This window comes from Sphingomonas sp. (assembly GCF_051962185.1).
Classification (GTDB): Bacteria; Pseudomonadota; Alphaproteobacteria; order Sphingomonadales; family Sphingomonadaceae; genus Sphingomonas.
Map to the genome: position 1 here is coordinate 1 of NZ_JBQCCN010000260.1, position 14939 is coordinate 14939.

Sequence of the window (14939 nt, forward strand, 5' to 3'; positions counted from 1 at the left end):
CATCATCGCCGGGGCGACGATCCGTGCCGTCCCGACCACGCCCGACGAACATTATTTCGAGAGCCTCGAGCGCGCGATCGCCTTCACCGTGCCGCGTCCCTCGATCCTGGTGGTCAATTATCCGTCCAACCCGACCGCCGAAACGGTCGACCTGGCCTTCTACGAGCGGCTGGTCGCCTGGGCGAAGGAGAACCAGGTCTGGATCCTGTCCGACCTCGCTTATTCGGAACTCTATTTCGACGGCAAGCCGACCGTCTCGATCCTCCAGGTCAAGGGCGCCAAGGACATCGCGATCGAGTTCACCAGCCTGTCGAAGACCTATTCGATGGCCGGCTGGCGGATGGGCTTCGCGGTCGGCAACCGCAAGCTGATCGCGGCGATGACGCGGGTGAAATCCTATCTCGATTACGGCGCCTTCACCCCGATCCAGGCAGCCGCCTGCGCGGCGCTCAACGGCCCGCAGGATATCGTCGAGAAGAACCGCCAGCTCTATCACAAGCGCCGCGACGTGCTGGTCGAGAGCTTCGGCCGCGCCGGCTGGGACATCCCGAGCCCGCCCGCCAGCATGTTCGCCTGGGCGCCGCTGCCGCCGGCGCTGGCGCATTTAGGCAGCCTTGAGTTCTCCAAACAATTGCTGACTCACGCCAAGGTCGCGGTCGCGCCAGGGGTGGGATACGGCGAGAATGGGGAAGGGTACGTGCGCATTGCGATGGTCGAGAACGAGCAACGGCTCCGCCAGGCGGCACGCAACGTGCGGCGCTATCTCCAGTCGATGGGGGTCAATACCCCGGCGAGCAATAGTGCCTGAAGGGGCGCGCTCCGCTCTTTCACCAATGACCGGCCCGGTTGCCGCGGCGGCGCGTGCCGACCGATTTCGTGACGTCGCGCGGTAAGCGATGACGATCAACCTGCTCTATTCGCTGGCCGGCGTGCTGGTCGGACTGGTCGTCGGTCTGACCGGGGTCGGCGGCGGGTCGCTGATGACGCCAATTTTGGTGCTCGCGTTCGGCTTCCACCCGACCACTGCGGTCGGCACCGACCTGCTCTACGCCTCGGCGACCAAGGCGGTAGGGACGACGGTCCACGGCTGGCGCGGCACGGTCGACTGGCGCGTGGTGGCGCGGCTGGCGGCCGGCAGCGTGCCGGCGACCATCGTCACCTTGCTCATCCTGCGGCAGGTCGGACCGGCAACCGCGACCACCGGTCATGTCATGTCGGTGATCCTCGGCGTGACGTTGCTGCTGTCGGCGGCGGCGACATTGCTGCGCGCGCGCATCGTCGCCTATCTGACCCCGCGCTTCGGGACGATGCAGGGGCGCAAGCTGGCCGGCTATACGATCCTGCTCGGCGCGGTACTGGGGACATTGGTCTCGCTGACCTCGGTCGGCGCCGGCGCGCTGGGCATGACGGCCCTGCTGATCCTCTACCCCTCGCTCCCGGTCAACAAACTGGTCGGATCGGACATCGCGCATGCCGTGCCGCTCACCCTGCTCGGCGGCATCGGGCATTGGATCTTGGGGTCGGTCGACGGCGCCTTGCTCGTCTCGCTGTTGCTCGGCTCGATCCCCGGAATCATCGTTGGCAGCATTATCGCCAGCCGCGTGTCGGACCGCGTATTGGGGCCGATCCTGGCGGTGGTGCTGGCGATCGTCGGGGCGCGACTGCTGTTCTGACGAGGCCAAGGCCGGCCAACGAGTCCGCGAAGTAACCGGCAGGGACGGCGGTTAACCATTGCACTTCGCGTTGCGGACATATGTCGGCTCGCCGCGCAACGGGCTCCGATTAACCCTGCGACTCGCTGTCCTCCCGTCGTTGTTCATCTGCCAGCAAGGTTGCGCTGAACACCCAGCACCTCCCGATGCTCGACGACGGCCACCCGCATGTCCCGAAGGATCTCGGCGCGGCGGACCCGCTCCGTCGGGCACGGCAACACGGGGAAGACCGACGGACGACGCGCGTGATCAAGCGAGCCGCCGGCAGATTTTGAAGGAGCACCCCCCATGAATACTATTTCCAAGAGCCCGAAAATGCTTGTCCTGACCGCGATGCTTGCGGGCACCGCGTCCGCCGGGCTGCATGCGCAGCAGACGCCGCAGCCGCCACAGGATCAGAGCCCGGCCAATCCCGACATCACCGTCAACGGCACGCCGCCCGCCGACCTGTCCGACATGCCGGCAGGACCCGAAGTGGAAGGCTTCATTTCGGCGCGCAACGACCAGAAGATGCAGGTCACGACCGCCGGCGGTATCAAGACGATCGTGCTGATCAGCGAGGGAACCCGAGTCAAATCGAGCGGCGGCTTCCTGGGTATCAGCCACAACAAGCTCGCGTCGGACTCACTGCTCAACGGCCTGCCGGTCAGCATCAAGACGGTGCAATGGGGCGGCGGGCTGGTGGCGAGCCAGATCGCGCTCAAGAGCAAGGACCTCAAGACCGCCTCGATGATCCGCAACGGCACCGACCAGCGCTTCGACGAGCAGACCGCGGCGACCGAGGCGCTGCGCGGCCGCGTCGCCGATATCGATCAGTATAACGTCAAGGGCACGACCAATGTGACCTTCGATACCGGCAAGGCGGTCCTTTCGCCCCAGGCGAAGGCCGACCTCTGTGCCGCGGCGACCTCGGCGGAGGGAATGAACAACGCGCTGCTCCTGGTCGTCGGCTATACCGACTCGACCGGCAGCCAGGACACCAACCAGGCGCTCAGCGAGAAGCGCGCCAGCCACGTCGTCAATTATCTCCAGCAGGCGTGCCACTGGAAGCCCTATCGCATGCTGACCCCGACCGGCATGGCCGAAGCGGACCCGGCTGCTCCCAACGACACCCCCGCCGGCAAGGCGCAAAACCGCCGTGTCGCCGTGAACATCATGGTCAGCAAAGGCCTCGACGGCATGTAAGGCGCTTCGGGGTGGGCGATGCCCACCCCGAGTTCCGTTTGTTGGCTGTTTCGCGCGACGGCCCTCACCGAGGTAGCCCGATCGTCGCGCGCGCGATATGGGCGGGGCCATGACTCGTCCCGGCTTCGCTTTCTCCACCCCGATCAAGGTCCGCTATGCCGAGATCGACGGCCAGAAGGTCGTCTTCAACTCGCGCTATCTCGAATATGCCGATGTCGCGGGCACCGAATTCTGGGAATGGACCGGGATCGCCGCCGCGCTCGGGCCGATCTGGACCGAGACCGAATTCCATGTCCGTCACGCTGAGGTCGAGTTCCTCAAACCCTTTTCCTATGGCGACGTCATCCTCGCCCATGTGAAGGTCGAGCGGCTGGGGTCGACCAGCATGACGCAATTGTTCGAATTGTGCCACGCCGCGACCGGGGACTTGCATTCGATCGTGCGGCTGGTGACGGTCAACGTGCATCTGCCGACCGGGCGGCCGGTGCCGATTCCGGAGACGGTGCGGGCGTTTATCGAGAAGCTGGGATAACGCTGGTCGGTTAGGGGAAACGGCGTCCGCTTGTACCCACCGTCATCCCGGCCTTGTGCCGGGATCCGCCGGGCCCGCTTGGAAGCGGTATGCGGATACGATCGCAGCCGCGCCTCCCGGCGGCTCATCCGCGGCTTATATTTCGAACGTCATGACTCGTTGCCCGACGTACCCGGCACAAGGCCGGGGTGACGGCCGGAATGTGACGGCGGCCCGCTACTCCGCCGCTTGTTGCAGCGGTTCCTCCTCGCCGACCACGTCCTCGGGGAGCGCCCAATGCAGGTCCATCTTCCCCAGTACGCGGCCGTCGTGCGACAGCACTTGAACCGGCTGGACGCGGCGCATGTCGCGCGCGTCGACCAGCACCGGGGTCGCCGGCACGCCGGTTTCCCAGCGCTCGCCCCATTGGCGGAGCGCGACCATCGTCGGCAGCAGCGCCATGCCCTTGTCGGTGAGGCGGTACTGGATCTTGCGGCGATCCTCGGGCAACGCCTCGCGCGTCAATATCTCGTGCTCGACCAGCCGCGCCAGCCGGTTGGCGAGGATGTTGCGCGCGATGCCGAGCTCCGACTGGAATTCCTCGAAATGGTGCAAGCCGTTGAACGCCGCGCGCAGGATCATGAAGCTCCAGCGTTCGCCCATCGCCTCGAGCGCGGCCGGCAGGCTGCACTCGACGAGATCGCGCAGCGGCTCCCTCAGATGTCCGCCCATCAGAATTCCTCTCTTTTCACGTGAGCGTATCCCATTTCCTGCGTCATGAAAATGCCATGTAGATTTCTAGTTGCAACTGAAAACCTATAGGAGTAGGTGGTGATTCGCAACCTATTGTGCGTTGCAACGGACGAGGAGGAAAATATGTCCCGCATTGCCCCCAGGATCTTCACCGCGCTTGCCGCCGCCACCCTGTTCGGCGGTACCGCCGCCATCGCGCAGCCCCAGGGCCCCGGCTATTATGCCGCCACCCCCGTCGAGGCGCCGGCCAAGACCAGCCTGATCACCCGCGACACCGTCTGGAAGTTCCATGACGGCGCCTTCAACGCCGCCAAGGCGCCGGAGCGCGACATCGTGCTTTGCCAGCTCGTCGCGCAGCGCGTCGGCAAGCTGTCGTCGTTCACCGTCGGCGGCCAGGCGCTCGACGCCGACACGCTGGCGAAGTGCAATTCGAAGGCCCAGTGATTTAGGCCTAGCCCAGGAACATCCCCTAGCGGGCCGGGCCTTTACGGCACGGCCCGCATTTTTGTTGCAAAGCGGCGTAAATCGGCCCCATCTTGGCGCTGATGCTACGCCAATACGAACTGGTTGACCGGGTCCTCTCCTACGACCCCGAGGCCGACGAGGCCCTACTCAACCGCGCGTACGTCTTTTCGCTGCAGGCGCACGGTTCGCAGAAGCGGGCGTCAGGCGATCCTTATTTCAGCCATCCGATCGAAGTCGCGGGCATCCTGACCGACCTTCATCTCGACGACGAAACGATCGCTACCGCGATCCTCCATGACACGATCGAGGATACGGTCGCGACGCCCGATCAGATCCAGAAATTGTTCGGCGACAATGTCGCGCGAATGGTCGACGGCGTCACCAAGCTGTCGAAGATCGAGGCGCAGACCGAAAGCGAGCGCGCCGCCGAGAATCTCCGCAAGTTCCTGCTGGCGATGTCCGACGACATCCGCGTGCTGCTGGTCAAGCTCGCCGACCGGCTGCACAACATGCGCACGCTCCACCACATCCCCAATCCTGACAAGCGCAAGCGCATCGCGCGCGAGACGATGGATATCTACGCCCCGCTCGCCGAGCGGATCGGCATGTACGAGTTCATGAAGGAGATGCAGACGCTCGCCTTCGAGCAGCTCGAGCCCGAGGCATATGAATCGATCAAGAAGCGGCTCGATCATCTGCAGCAAGGCGGCGACCGCATCGCCAAGATCGGGTCGGGACTGAAGCTGCTGCTGTCGCGCCACGGCGTCGATGCCGACATCTCCGGCCGCGAGAAGCATCCGTACAGCATCTGGAAGAAGATGCAGGAGCGCCACATCAGCTTCGAGCAGCTCAGCGACATCATGGCGTTCCGCGCGATCGTCCCGACCGAGGAGGATTGCTACCGCGCGCTCGGCATCATCCATCGCCGCTGGCCGTTCGTGCCGGGGCGATTCAAGGATTACATTTCGACGCCCAAGCGCAACGGCTACCGTTCGCTTCACACCTCGATCATGCATGCCGGCGACACCCGCGTCGAAATCCAGATCCGCACCCAGGAGATGCATGCCGAAGCCGAATACGGCCTGGCCGCGCATTGGGCGTACAAGACCGGCAAGGTCCGCGCCGAGGGGCAGCATAGCTGGATCACCGACCTGGTCGAAATCCTGGAGACCGCCGAGACGCCCGAGGAATTGCTCGAGCACACCCGAATGGCGATGTACCAGGATCGCATCTTCGCTTTCACGCCGAAGGGCGAGCTGCACCAATTGCCCAAGGGCGCGACGCCGATCGATTTCGCTTATGCGGTCCATACCGATCTCGGCGACCAGGCGGTCGGCGCCAAGATTAACGGCCGTCACGTGCCGCTGCGCACCGTCATCGAAAATGGCGACCAGGTGCAGATCCTGCGCTCCAAGGCGCAGTCGCCGCAGCCCAATTGGCTCAATTTCGCGATCACCGGCAAGGCGCGCGCGGCGATCCGCCGGCATTTGCGCGCGGTCGAGCGCAAGGAGACGCTGACGCTCGGCCGCAAGCTCTATGACGAGATCGTTGACCGGCTGCCCGCACCGCTCTCGGTCGACGCGGTCAAGACCGCGCTCAAGAAGCTCCAGCTGCCCGACGAGGACGCGCTGATCGAGGCGGTGGCGCGGCGCCGCATTACCGACGCCGAGCTGATGGAAGCGTTGATGCCGGGCTCGGCCGGCACCGAAGCCGGCCGCGCGCTGCCGCAGCAATCCGCCGCGATCTCGATCACCGGGCTGACCCCGGGCGTCGCCTATCGGCTCGACACCTGCTGCCACCCGGTCCCCGGCGACCGCATCGTCGGGCTGCGCCGCCCCGATCAGGAGATCGAGGTCCATCGCATCGATTGTCCCGAACTCGCGCATTCGGACGATGCCGATTGGGTCGACCTCGCTTGGGGCGACAAGGCCGAAGGCGGGCTGGCGCGGATCGAGGTCACGTTAAAGAACGAGCCGGGCGCGCTGGGCACGGTGTCGACGATCATCGGCCAGCACCGCGCCAACATCCAGAACATCCGGTTCGACACCAGCGACACCGGATTCCACACCAACCAGATCGATCTCGAAGTGCGCGACGCTGCGCATCTGGAAAAATTGATGGCGGCGTTGCGCGCCGCCGACGCGGTCAATGCGGTGACGCGGGTTTAACCCAAATTCCCCCCCCCCGTTCCGGGGAGGGGGACCAAGACGCGCAGCGGCTTGGTGGAGGGGGGCCGCAACCGACGAGCACCAAACCAGGAGGTCGCCGCAGGATGGGCCCCCTCCACCACGCGGCTGACGCCGCGCGGTTCCCCTCCCCGTTCCGGGGAGGATTTTCTCTGCCCCTACCCCCCGATCGTCGCGCACTTCGCCAGCAGCCACGCCCGCTCCTCGGCGTTCAGTTCCGGTCCGAGCACATCCAGCACGCGCCCATGGTACGCGTCGAGCCACGCCCGCTCCGCCTGGCTCAGCAACGACGCCTCGATCAGCCGGCGCTCGATCGGCGCGAATGTCAGCGTCTCGAAGCCCATCATCTTCTGCTCGGCGCCGGGAATGTCGCGGGTTTCGACCAGTATGAGATTCTCGATGCGGATGCCGTATTCGCCCGCTTTGTAATAACCCGGCTCGTTCGAGATGATCATGCCCGGGCGCAACGGTTCCGCCGGCCCGCCGCCCGGATAATTGGGCTTGGCGATGCGCTGCGGCCCCTCGTGCACCGCCAGATAGGAACCGACGCCATGGCCGGTACCGTGGGCGAAATCGAGGCCCGCTTCCCACAGCGGCCGGCGCGCGAAGCTGTCGAGCTGGCCGCCGTTGGTCCCTTCCGGAAACACCGCTGTGGCGAGCGCGATATGCCCCTGGAGCACGCGGGTGAAGCGATCGCGCATCTCCGCCGTAGGCTCGCCGACCGGCACGACGCGCGTCACGTCGGTGGTGCCGTCGGCATATTGGCCGCCAGAATCGACCAGATAGAGCTGGCCCTGCTCGATTCTCAGATTCGATTCCTCGTCGACGCGGTAATGCGGGCTGGCGCCATGCGCGCCGGTCGCCGAGATCGTGTCGAAGCTGAGGTCCTTGAGCAGCCCGGTCGCCTCTCGGAATTCCTGGAGCTTGGCGGCGGCGGTCAGTTCGGTCTCGGTGCCCTTGGGAAGCGTCTCCTCGCACCATTTGAGGAATCGGGTCAGCGCCGCGCCGTCGCGCACGCTCGCGGCGCGATGCCCCGCCGCTTCGGCCGGGTTCTTGATCGCCTTGGCCAGCACGACCGGATCGCGCAGCGCTAGCACCGTCGCCCCGCCCTTCTGCAGCCCGTCGAAGATCGCCGCGACCGCGCGCTCCGGATCGGCGGCGACGCGCTTGCCGGCATAGGCGCCGAGCGCCGGCGCGAAATTCTTGCGATCATGAATCCGCACCGCGTTGCCGAGATGCGCGGCGACATCCTCGCTCATCTTCTCCGGCGCGACATAGAGGTCGACGGTGCCGTCGACATTGGCGATGGCATAGGCCAAGGCGACCGGCGTGCGGTCGACATCGGCGCCGCGCACGTTGAGCGCCCAGGCGATCGAATCGAGCGCCGACAGCACCACCGCATCGGCCTTCTGCTCGGCCAGCCAGTCACCGATATCTGCGCGCTTTTCCGCCGAGGACTTGCCCGCCAGCGCATCGGGCTGGACGACCAGGCGCGCGTCGGACGGTGCGGGGCGGTCGGGCCACACCGCGTCGACCGGATTGGTGTCGACCGCGACCAGGGTCGCGCCCTTCGCCGCCAGCGCTTTCTCGGCTTCCTTGACCCAGGCCGAGGTGTGCAGCCAGGGATCGTAGCCGATCCGCGCGCCCTGCCCGGCATGACCGCCCAGCCAGTCGGACACGCTGGTCTCCGGCACGCCGACGAATTGCCAATGCGCGCCATCGACCTGCTCGCGGACCTGCAGCGTATAGCGCCCGTCGGTGAAGATCGCCGCTTCCGCCGGCAGCACCACCGCGGTCCCCGCCGATCCCTGGAACCCGGTCAGCCACGCCAGCCGCTGGGCATAGGCACCGACATATTCGGACATGTGCTCGTCGGTCAGCGGGATGACGAAGCCGTCGAGGCGATCGCGCTTCAATTGCTCGCGAAGGGCGGAAAGGCGGTCGGCATAAGTGGACATCGGGCAAATTCCATCGGCGTCGCGGCGAGGCGACAGGGTGATTACGCACATAAAGCACGATGCCCCACATTTGCGCGGCTGGCGCGGAGGTCAAGCACGATGCGTGCACGGAATGGAGGACGATTGTGCCGGCGATGGATTTTACCTCGTCGTCCCGATACCGTCGCGCCATGCCGGAAAACGCCGCCGTCACCGACCTTGCCGAGTTGGTCGAGCCGCTATCCGCCGGGGCCTTTCGCGCCTTGTTGGCGTCGCGGCAGCCGCTTCATCAGCCCGGGGCGGGCGGCGATCGCTATGCGGCGTTGCTCGACTGGGACGCTTTCATCGATCTGCTGCATCGCGGCGACGTGCCGCATCGCGATATCCGCCTCTATCGCAACCGTGTCCGGGTGCCGCCCCTGTTCCTCCGCGACGCCGGGCCGCAGCGCGGCGAGATGATCGACCGGCTGCTCGCCGCCGACGCCAGCATCATGCTCAATCGCGCGGAGGAACATGTGGCGGCGCTGGGGCGGCTGTGCGCCGCGGTCGCCGAACAGAGCGGCGACCATGTCAGCGCCGCCGTGGTCGCGACCGCCGGCCGGGGCGGCGCGCTCGACCGGCATTACGATGCCTATGACATCGTCGTACTGCAGGTCGACGGCGCCAAGCGCTGGACGCTATACGAGGATCCGGCGATCAATCCGGTCCCCGGCATGCCGAAAGTGCCCGCTCGCCAGGATGCCGGACCGGCGACGGAGTACGTCCTGAACCCTGGCGACTGGCTGTTCGTGCCCGCGGGATATCGCCACCGCTGCGACACGATCGGCGCGCGATCGCTCCATCTCGGCATCCTGTTTCATCCGCTCACCGCGGTACGGGCGGTCGAGTTGATCGTGCAGGAGATGCTACTGTCGACCGAGGATCGCGCGCCGCTCCGGGTAAAGTCCGCTACGTCCGAGACCGTCGAGGCCGCCTTGAAGCAGCGACTGATCGCGCGGATCGCGGCGCTCTCGATCGACGATCTCGCGCGCCGGCACCGCACCACCGGCATTCAATCAACCGACAATCCCACCGACGGGTGACGAAGTCGGCAAGCCGCCCTAGGTACAGGGCATGACCGATAGTCCCACGCCGCCCATCGCCGCGACGCGCCCGCATTCCTTCACCACCCACGGCATCGCGATCGACGATCCCTGGGCCTGGCTCAAGGATCCCGGCTATCCCGAGGTGACGGACAAGGACGTGCTCGCCTATCTCGAGGCGGAGAATGCCTATTTCGAGGCGCAGATGGCGCCGCACAAGCCGCTGACCGACAAGCTCTACGAAGAGATGAAAGGGCGGATCAAGGAGGACGATTCCTCGGTCCCGCAAAAGGATGGCGACTGGCTCTACTGGACCGCGTTCGAGACTGGCGGCCAGTATCGCAAATGGTGGCGCAAGCCGGTCGCGGGCGGCCCCGACGAATTGATCCTCGACGAACCCGCTTTGGCCGAAGGCAAGGAATATTTCCGGCTCGGCGCCTTTTCGGTGTCGAACGACGGCAAGCTGCTGGCCTATGCGATCGACGATAACGGCTCCGAGCGTTTCACCATCCGGGTCAAGGATCTGGCGAGCGGCGAGCATCTGCCCGACGTCATCCCCGGCATGCTGTCGGAGATCGTCTGGACCGCCGACGACAAGGCGTTTCTCTACGGTCTCGCCAACGAGCAATGGCGCACCGACAATGCCCGGCTGCACAGGCTCGGCACCGATCCGGCGAGCGACATCGAACTCTATCACGAGGACGACGAGGGTTTCCGCGTCGGAGTGAGCGAGACCAGCGACCGCCAATGGATCGTCATCGCGAGTGGCGATCACGTCACCAGCGAAGTCTATCTGCTCCCCGCGACCGATCCGATGGCCAAGCCGATCTGCGTCGCCCCGCGCAAACCGGGCCGCGAATACGATGTCGAGACGCATGGCGACACGCTCTACATCCACACCAACGACACCGATCCGATGTGGCGGCTGTGCACCGCGCCGATCGCCGACCCCGGCAAGTGGAGCGAACTGATCGCGCCGTCCGAGCATTTCTACATGACCGGGATCGAATGCTATCGCGACTATTTCGTGGTCGAGGGGCGCGAGGACGGGCTCGATCAGATCGACATCTACCGGTACGATCCGACAATCGCGCCGCAGCGCATCGTCTTCCCCGTGGCGAGCTACACCGCCGGTCTCGGCGACAATCCCGAATATGACATGCCGGTCATCCGGCTCGGCTATGAATCGATGGTCACGCCGGGCACCGTCTACGATTACGAAGTCGCGACGGGGAAGATGACCGTTCTCAAGGTCCAGGAAATCCCGTCGGGCTATGACGCGGAGAAATATGCGACCGAGCGGCTCAAGATAGAGGCACGCGACGGCACCGAGGTTCCGGTGTCGATCGTCTATCCCAAGGACTTTCCCAAAGACGGATCGCGCCCGCTCTTCCTCTACGCTTATGGCGCGTACGGCTATGCGATCCCGCCGGGCTTCTCGACCGGGCGCCTGTCGCTGCTCGACCGCGGCTTCGCCTATGCCATCGCACACATCCGCGGCGGCGACGATCTCGGCCAGCAATGGTATCATGACGGCAAGCTCGAGAAGCGCACCAACACCTTCAACGATTTCGTCGACGTGGCGAAGGCGCTGGTCGCCGGCGGCTGGACCAGCACCGGCAGGATCGCGATCGCCGGCCGCTCGGCGGGCGGCGAACTGATGGGCGCGGTGGTCAATTCGGACCCCGATCTGTGGGGAGCGGTGATCGCCGACGTGCCGTTCGTCGACGTGCTCAACACGATGCTCGACGAGAGCCTGCCGCTGACCCCCGGCGAATGGCCCGAATGGGGCAATCCGATCGAGGACAAGGCGGCGTTCGAGCTGATCCGGTCCTATTCGCCCTACGACAATGTCAAGGCCCAGGCCTATCCGCCGATGTTCATCTCCGGCGGGCTCAACGACCCGCGCGTGACCTATTGGGAGCCGGCGAAATGGGCCGCCAAGCTCCGCGCGACCAAGACCGACGACAATCTGCTCCTGCTCAAGACCAACATGGGCGCCGGCCATGGCGGCAAGTCGGGCCGCTTCGACAGCCTGTACGAGAGCGCCGAGGAACATTGCTTCGTATTGTGGCAGATGGGCGTGGAGGAATGACTCCCTCTCCCCTACGGGGAGAGGGGCAGTGTGCCTCACTGCGCTCTCCGCACCGCCCCTCTCCCGACTTCCCCCGGCTTTCGCCGGGGTCGTCTGCCCTCTCCCCGGAGGGGCGAGGGCGATAATGGCGGGGCTGTCCTACCCCCTCACCGCGACCGAGGCCGACATCGACGAGCTCGGGCACGTCAACGATGCGGTATGGGTGAAGTGGATCCAGGACATCGCGGTCGCGCATTGGAACACGATCGCGACCCCGGAACAGCGCGACGCCATGATCTGGGTCGTGACCCGGCATGAGATCGACTATCGCGGCAATGTCTCGGCGGGCGAGACCGTCACCGCCGAGACCTGGGTCAGCGAGCCGCCGCAGGGCGCGCGGTTCGATCGGCACGTGCGGTTTACCGGCATCGACGGCAAGGTGAAGGTCGAGGCGGTCACGACCTGGGCGCTGATCGATCGCGCCACGGGACGCCTGATGCGGGTCAGGCCGGAACTGGCGGCGCCTTTTTTATCCTGAGTTTCCCAGATACCCGATACAAGCGGCCGACATGACCCGATATCTGCTTCTGTTGATCGCCGGGTTGAGCGGTTGCGGCCAGACGCCGCACTGCGCCTCCGAAGTCCGTCAGGTAGCGCGCGATCCGGGCAGCGATCGCTACGCTGTGACGGAATCGCGCAATTGCCACGGCAGCACCAGCACCGCGACAATCGTGCGGGTCGGTCGCGGTAGCCAAGTGGGGGCCGATGCCCAAGAAGTATTCGTGGCCGATACCGACGATGGCAACGCGGCCAGCGGCGAGCGCGGAACGATCTGGACGAATGTGGTCTGGACCAGCCCCGGCCGTCTGATGATCGCACACGCGTCGCGCGCTCGGATATCCAAGCGATTGACGGCGTCCAACGGTGCGGAGATCAACTATCGCGCGACCGATCCGATCGCAGCCCCCGAAGTCCCCTGAACCTGTACGCGATCAAGCTCGCCGTCCCGCCCGACGATCGCAATATCGCGATACGCGCCACGTCCGAAACGGGATGGCGGCACCCCTTGTCGATTGTCACGATTCACGACGGATCACCTGTGGCGCGGACGTCGAAGCCCGCGCCACGCCGGTGTCGATCAATAGCGATAGTCGTCGTAGCGCCAATCCCGGTGGTGCCGCCGGTGCTCGCGACGCCATTCGCGCTCGCGTTCCCAGCGCCGCCGGGCTTCCCAGCGCTCGCGGCGTTCACGCCAACGATCGCGCCCGCCATAGCGATAGCCGTCGCTATAACCGTAATGGCGATAACCATCGCCATACGAGCCCCAGCTCTGCGCCGAGGCGCTCGTGGGCATGAGGGCGAGAAGGCCGCCCGCCACCGCCGTCGAAAGGAACATCAAGGTACGCGTCATTACAACCTCCTGTCGGTGCTGACCGAGAGAGGTTTACCAGCCGCGACATGGGCCGGCGCTGAACCGGCCGTACAGCCGAGGTTTAGGCTGGATTTGCGTTGAACTTCCCTTCTCACCTTGGTGGATGGGCGGCTAAGGCCTCGCGCGGCCCGGCGGCATCTAGTGCCGTGGGGAGCCGAAACAGGCTCGCGTGGCTCGAGAAACTCAGCGACCGCTCGCCGACGAGTGACGGGTAGCGAATTGCTGAACATTCGCGAGTGCCCCGCAATTTCGATCAGATGATATTGAAAGCTTCGACGAAAAATTGCCTAATCGCTGCTCCGATAGTGATTATGTATTCCCGTTTCTAAATCTACGGACAGTCACGAGGCTCCCTACCGGCGCCGGCCCCATTTTGAAAGGCTCGAATATGCTGTTGATGCCGATTCTATTCCTCGCCTCCATTCAGGACGCTGACACGGGTGAATGGGGTTTCGAATATAACGGCAAAAATTGCCTGCTCGGGCGTCTCGACAAGCAAGGGGGTATAATCTTCGATGAGGGTGGCGGCGGCAATGTGAGCATTTACGCCCGTGACGGCGGTCCCGAGATAATCTGGAAAGATTATACGATCGAACTCGTGCTTGAGGGCAAGTCGATGGGTACTTTCACCGCTTCCGGCGAGATGAGGCCCTACTTTGGCCCTACTGCCGTTACCGCCTATAACGCATATCTGCCTCTCGATCGTTTCGCCGACAAAGAGCGCCTCGGCACCGGCGAGATACGGCGGGACGGCCGCACGATCCTCACATTCCCGCTCAAAGGGCTGAAGACCGCGATTGCGCAGTTGCACCAGTGCAACAAGGAAGCCGCCGCTGAGAATGCCAAAAAAGAGAAATAGCCGGCGACGACAGCTTTCCAACCATTCGAGACGTTCGACACCGCTTCGAAGCATGCGCCACCAATGGAGTTACCATGTCTGCCGGCGGCAGATGGCCGTCGAACTTAGCCCTCCCGTTTCACCTCCGCGATCGCCGTCCGGCTCTGCCGCGCCCAGGTCTCGCGACCGGTCAGGAACGCCTTCCATCCCAGGATCGCGCCCCAGTGGCGGAAGAGCTGGAAGCTGAAGGGCTCGAGCACCGCCGCCGCCAGCGCCGGGCCGAAATGCAGTCCCTTGGTCTGCCCGGTCCAGCGCGAATAGAGGTGAAGCGAGGTCAGGTGGAAAGTCAGGTCGACCAGGATCTTGCTCAGCATGATCGCCAGGATCGGCAGCACGATATGAAAGCGGCCGCTGAACAGCACCACCAGCAGGATGACGAACGCGGTCAGGCCGAACACCGGTTGCACCGTATCGGCCGCCTTGACCGGCAGCATCGCGGTGCCGAGCTTCCCGAAATGGCGATTGGCGACCATGTCGCGGTTCCAATGCTGGGTCTGGAGGAACCCGCCGAACCAGCGCCGGCGCTGCTTGAGGAAGGCCGGCAAGGTCGCCGGCGCGTCGGTCGAGGCGAGCGCGGCGCCGACCACGCGGACCTGCCAGTCACGGCCGCTATCGTGCGCGACGCGGTGCAGGCGGTGGATCAGTTCGTAATCCTCGACCAGGCAATCGGGATCGAACCCGCCGACCTCGACCACCGCCTTGGT

15 protein-coding genes are annotated in these 14939 nt (G+C 65.2%); 11 read left to right on the forward strand and 4 right to left on the reverse strand.

Going from position 1 to position 14939, the window contains the following annotated elements; genetic code table 11:
• From ACTHJR_RS16555 to ACTHJR_RS16570, 4 genes are all read left to right on the forward strand, one after another.
• Window positions 1–808 (forward strand): aminotransferase class I/II-fold pyridoxal phosphate-dependent enzyme (locus tag ACTHJR_RS16555; protein ID WP_440524356.1); only part of this gene is annotated, 808 nt, incomplete at its 5' end.
• Between the two features lie 88 nt (window positions 809–896).
• Complete coding sequence (locus ACTHJR_RS16560) at window positions 897–1673, forward strand: sulfite exporter TauE/SafE family protein (RefSeq protein ID WP_440524357.1); 777 nt, start codon at window positions 897–899, stop codon at window positions 1671–1673.
• 327 nt (window positions 1674–2000) lie between these two features.
• The gene (locus tag ACTHJR_RS16565; protein WP_440524359.1) at window positions 2001–2897 is read left to right on the forward strand and encodes an OmpA family protein; all 897 of its coding nucleotides are present in this window, start codon (window positions 2001–2003) and stop codon (window positions 2895–2897) included.
• Between the two features lie 109 nt (window positions 2898–3006).
• Entirely contained in the window at window positions 3007–3429 is a 423-nt protein-coding gene (locus ACTHJR_RS16570) for an acyl-CoA thioesterase (RefSeq protein WP_440524361.1), read from the forward strand.
• A 216-nt stretch (window positions 3430–3645) separates the two neighbouring features.
• On the opposite strand, the gene ACTHJR_RS16575 is transcribed toward ACTHJR_RS16570, so the two are convergent.
• Window positions 3646–4140 (reverse strand): winged helix-turn-helix transcriptional regulator, encoded by a 495-nt coding sequence (locus ACTHJR_RS16575; RefSeq protein WP_440524362.1) that lies wholly within the window; start codon window positions 4138–4140, stop codon window positions 3646–3648.
• Between the two features lie 144 nt (window positions 4141–4284).
• Between ACTHJR_RS16575 and ACTHJR_RS16580 the strand changes: the two genes are divergently transcribed.
• Complete coding sequence (locus ACTHJR_RS16580; RefSeq protein WP_440524363.1) at window positions 4285–4605, forward strand: CC_3452 family protein; 321 nt, start codon at window positions 4285–4287, stop codon at window positions 4603–4605.
• A 101-nt stretch (window positions 4606–4706) separates the two neighbouring features.
• Window positions 4707–6794 carry a RelA/SpoT family protein gene (locus tag ACTHJR_RS16585; protein ID WP_440524364.1) on the forward strand — a complete coding sequence of 696 codons (2088 nt, stop codon included), beginning with the start codon at window positions 4707–4709 and terminating at the stop codon, window positions 6792–6794.
• Window positions 6795–6970: 176 nt separating this feature from the next.
• Here the strand turns inward: ACTHJR_RS16585 and ACTHJR_RS16590 are convergent, their stop codons facing one another.
• Window positions 6971–8770 carry an aminopeptidase P family protein gene (locus tag ACTHJR_RS16590; protein ID WP_440524365.1) on the reverse strand — a complete coding sequence of 600 codons (1800 nt, stop codon included), beginning with the start codon at window positions 8768–8770 and terminating at the stop codon, window positions 6971–6973.
• Window positions 8771–8940: 170 nt separating this feature from the next.
• Between ACTHJR_RS16590 and ACTHJR_RS16595 the strand changes: the two genes are divergently transcribed.
• The 4 genes from ACTHJR_RS16595 (at window position 8941) to ACTHJR_RS16610 (ending at window position 12885) form a co-directional block, all read left to right on the forward strand.
• Entirely contained in the window at window positions 8941–9831 is an 891-nt protein-coding gene (locus tag ACTHJR_RS16595) for a JmjC domain-containing protein (protein WP_440524366.1), read from the forward strand.
• A 31-nt stretch (window positions 9832–9862) separates the two neighbouring features.
• Window positions 9863–11926 carry a S9 family peptidase gene (locus ACTHJR_RS16600; RefSeq protein WP_440524368.1) on the forward strand — a complete coding sequence of 688 codons (2064 nt, stop codon included), beginning with the start codon at window positions 9863–9865 and terminating at the stop codon, window positions 11924–11926.
• 124 nt (window positions 11927–12050) lie between these two features.
• The gene (locus ACTHJR_RS16605; protein ID WP_440524370.1) at window positions 12051–12443 is read left to right on the forward strand and encodes an acyl-CoA thioesterase; all 393 of its coding nucleotides are present in this window, start codon (window positions 12051–12053) and stop codon (window positions 12441–12443) included.
• Window positions 12444–12474: 31 nt separating this feature from the next.
• On the forward strand, window positions 12475–12885 hold the full coding sequence (locus ACTHJR_RS16610; RefSeq protein WP_440524371.1) for a hypothetical protein: 411 nt from the start codon (window positions 12475–12477) through the stop codon (window positions 12883–12885).
• Window positions 12886–13043: 158 nt separating this feature from the next.
• On the opposite strand, the gene ACTHJR_RS16615 is transcribed toward ACTHJR_RS16610, so the two are convergent.
• On the reverse strand, window positions 13044–13316 hold the full coding sequence (locus tag ACTHJR_RS16615; RefSeq protein WP_440524372.1) for a hypothetical protein: 273 nt from the start codon (window positions 13314–13316) through the stop codon (window positions 13044–13046).
• Between the two features lie 409 nt (window positions 13317–13725).
• Here ACTHJR_RS16615 and ACTHJR_RS16620 point away from each other — a divergent pair, with 409 nt between their 5' ends.
• On the forward strand, window positions 13726–14196 hold the full coding sequence (locus ACTHJR_RS16620; protein ID WP_440524373.1) for a hypothetical protein: 471 nt from the start codon (window positions 13726–13728) through the stop codon (window positions 14194–14196).
• A gap of 104 nt (window positions 14197–14300) precedes the next feature.
• Here the strand turns inward: ACTHJR_RS16620 and ACTHJR_RS16625 are convergent.
• Window positions 14301–14939 (reverse strand): glycosyltransferase (locus tag ACTHJR_RS16625; RefSeq protein WP_440524374.1); only part of this gene is annotated, 639 nt, incomplete at its 5' end.

Coding starts and splice junctions, on each gene's coding strand:
- ACTHJR_RS16595 (WP_440524366.1), top strand. CDS start 8,941: ATGCCGGAAAACGCCGCCGTCACCGACCTTGCCGAGTTGGTCGAGCCG.
- ACTHJR_RS16605 (WP_440524370.1), top strand. CDS start 12,051: ATGGCGGGGCTGTCCTACCCCCTCACCGCGACCGAGGCCGACATCGAC.
- ACTHJR_RS16585 (WP_440524364.1), top strand. CDS start 4,707: ATGCTACGCCAATACGAACTGGTTGACCGGGTCCTCTCCTACGACCCC.
- ACTHJR_RS16570 (WP_440524361.1), top strand. CDS start 3,007: ATGACTCGTCCCGGCTTCGCTTTCTCCACCCCGATCAAGGTCCGCTAT.
- ACTHJR_RS16620 (WP_440524373.1), top strand. CDS start 13,726: ATGCTGTTGATGCCGATTCTATTCCTCGCCTCCATTCAGGACGCTGAC.
- ACTHJR_RS16600 (WP_440524368.1), top strand. CDS start 9,863: ATGACCGATAGTCCCACGCCGCCCATCGCCGCGACGCGCCCGCATTCC.
- ACTHJR_RS16575 (WP_440524362.1), bottom strand. CDS start 4,140: ATGGGCGGACATCTGAGGGAGCCGCTGCGCGATCTCGTCGAGTGCAGC.
- ACTHJR_RS16610 (WP_440524371.1), top strand. CDS start 12,475: ATGACCCGATATCTGCTTCTGTTGATCGCCGGGTTGAGCGGTTGCGGC.
- ACTHJR_RS16615 (WP_440524372.1), bottom strand. CDS start 13,316: ATGACGCGTACCTTGATGTTCCTTTCGACGGCGGTGGCGGGCGGCCTT.
- ACTHJR_RS16590 (WP_440524365.1), bottom strand. CDS start 8,770: ATGTCCACTTATGCCGACCGCCTTTCCGCCCTTCGCGAGCAATTGAAG.
- ACTHJR_RS16560 (WP_440524357.1), top strand. CDS start 897: ATGACGATCAACCTGCTCTATTCGCTGGCCGGCGTGCTGGTCGGACTG.
- ACTHJR_RS16580 (WP_440524363.1), top strand. CDS start 4,285: ATGTCCCGCATTGCCCCCAGGATCTTCACCGCGCTTGCCGCCGCCACC.
- ACTHJR_RS16565 (WP_440524359.1), top strand. CDS start 2,001: ATGAATACTATTTCCAAGAGCCCGAAAATGCTTGTCCTGACCGCGATG.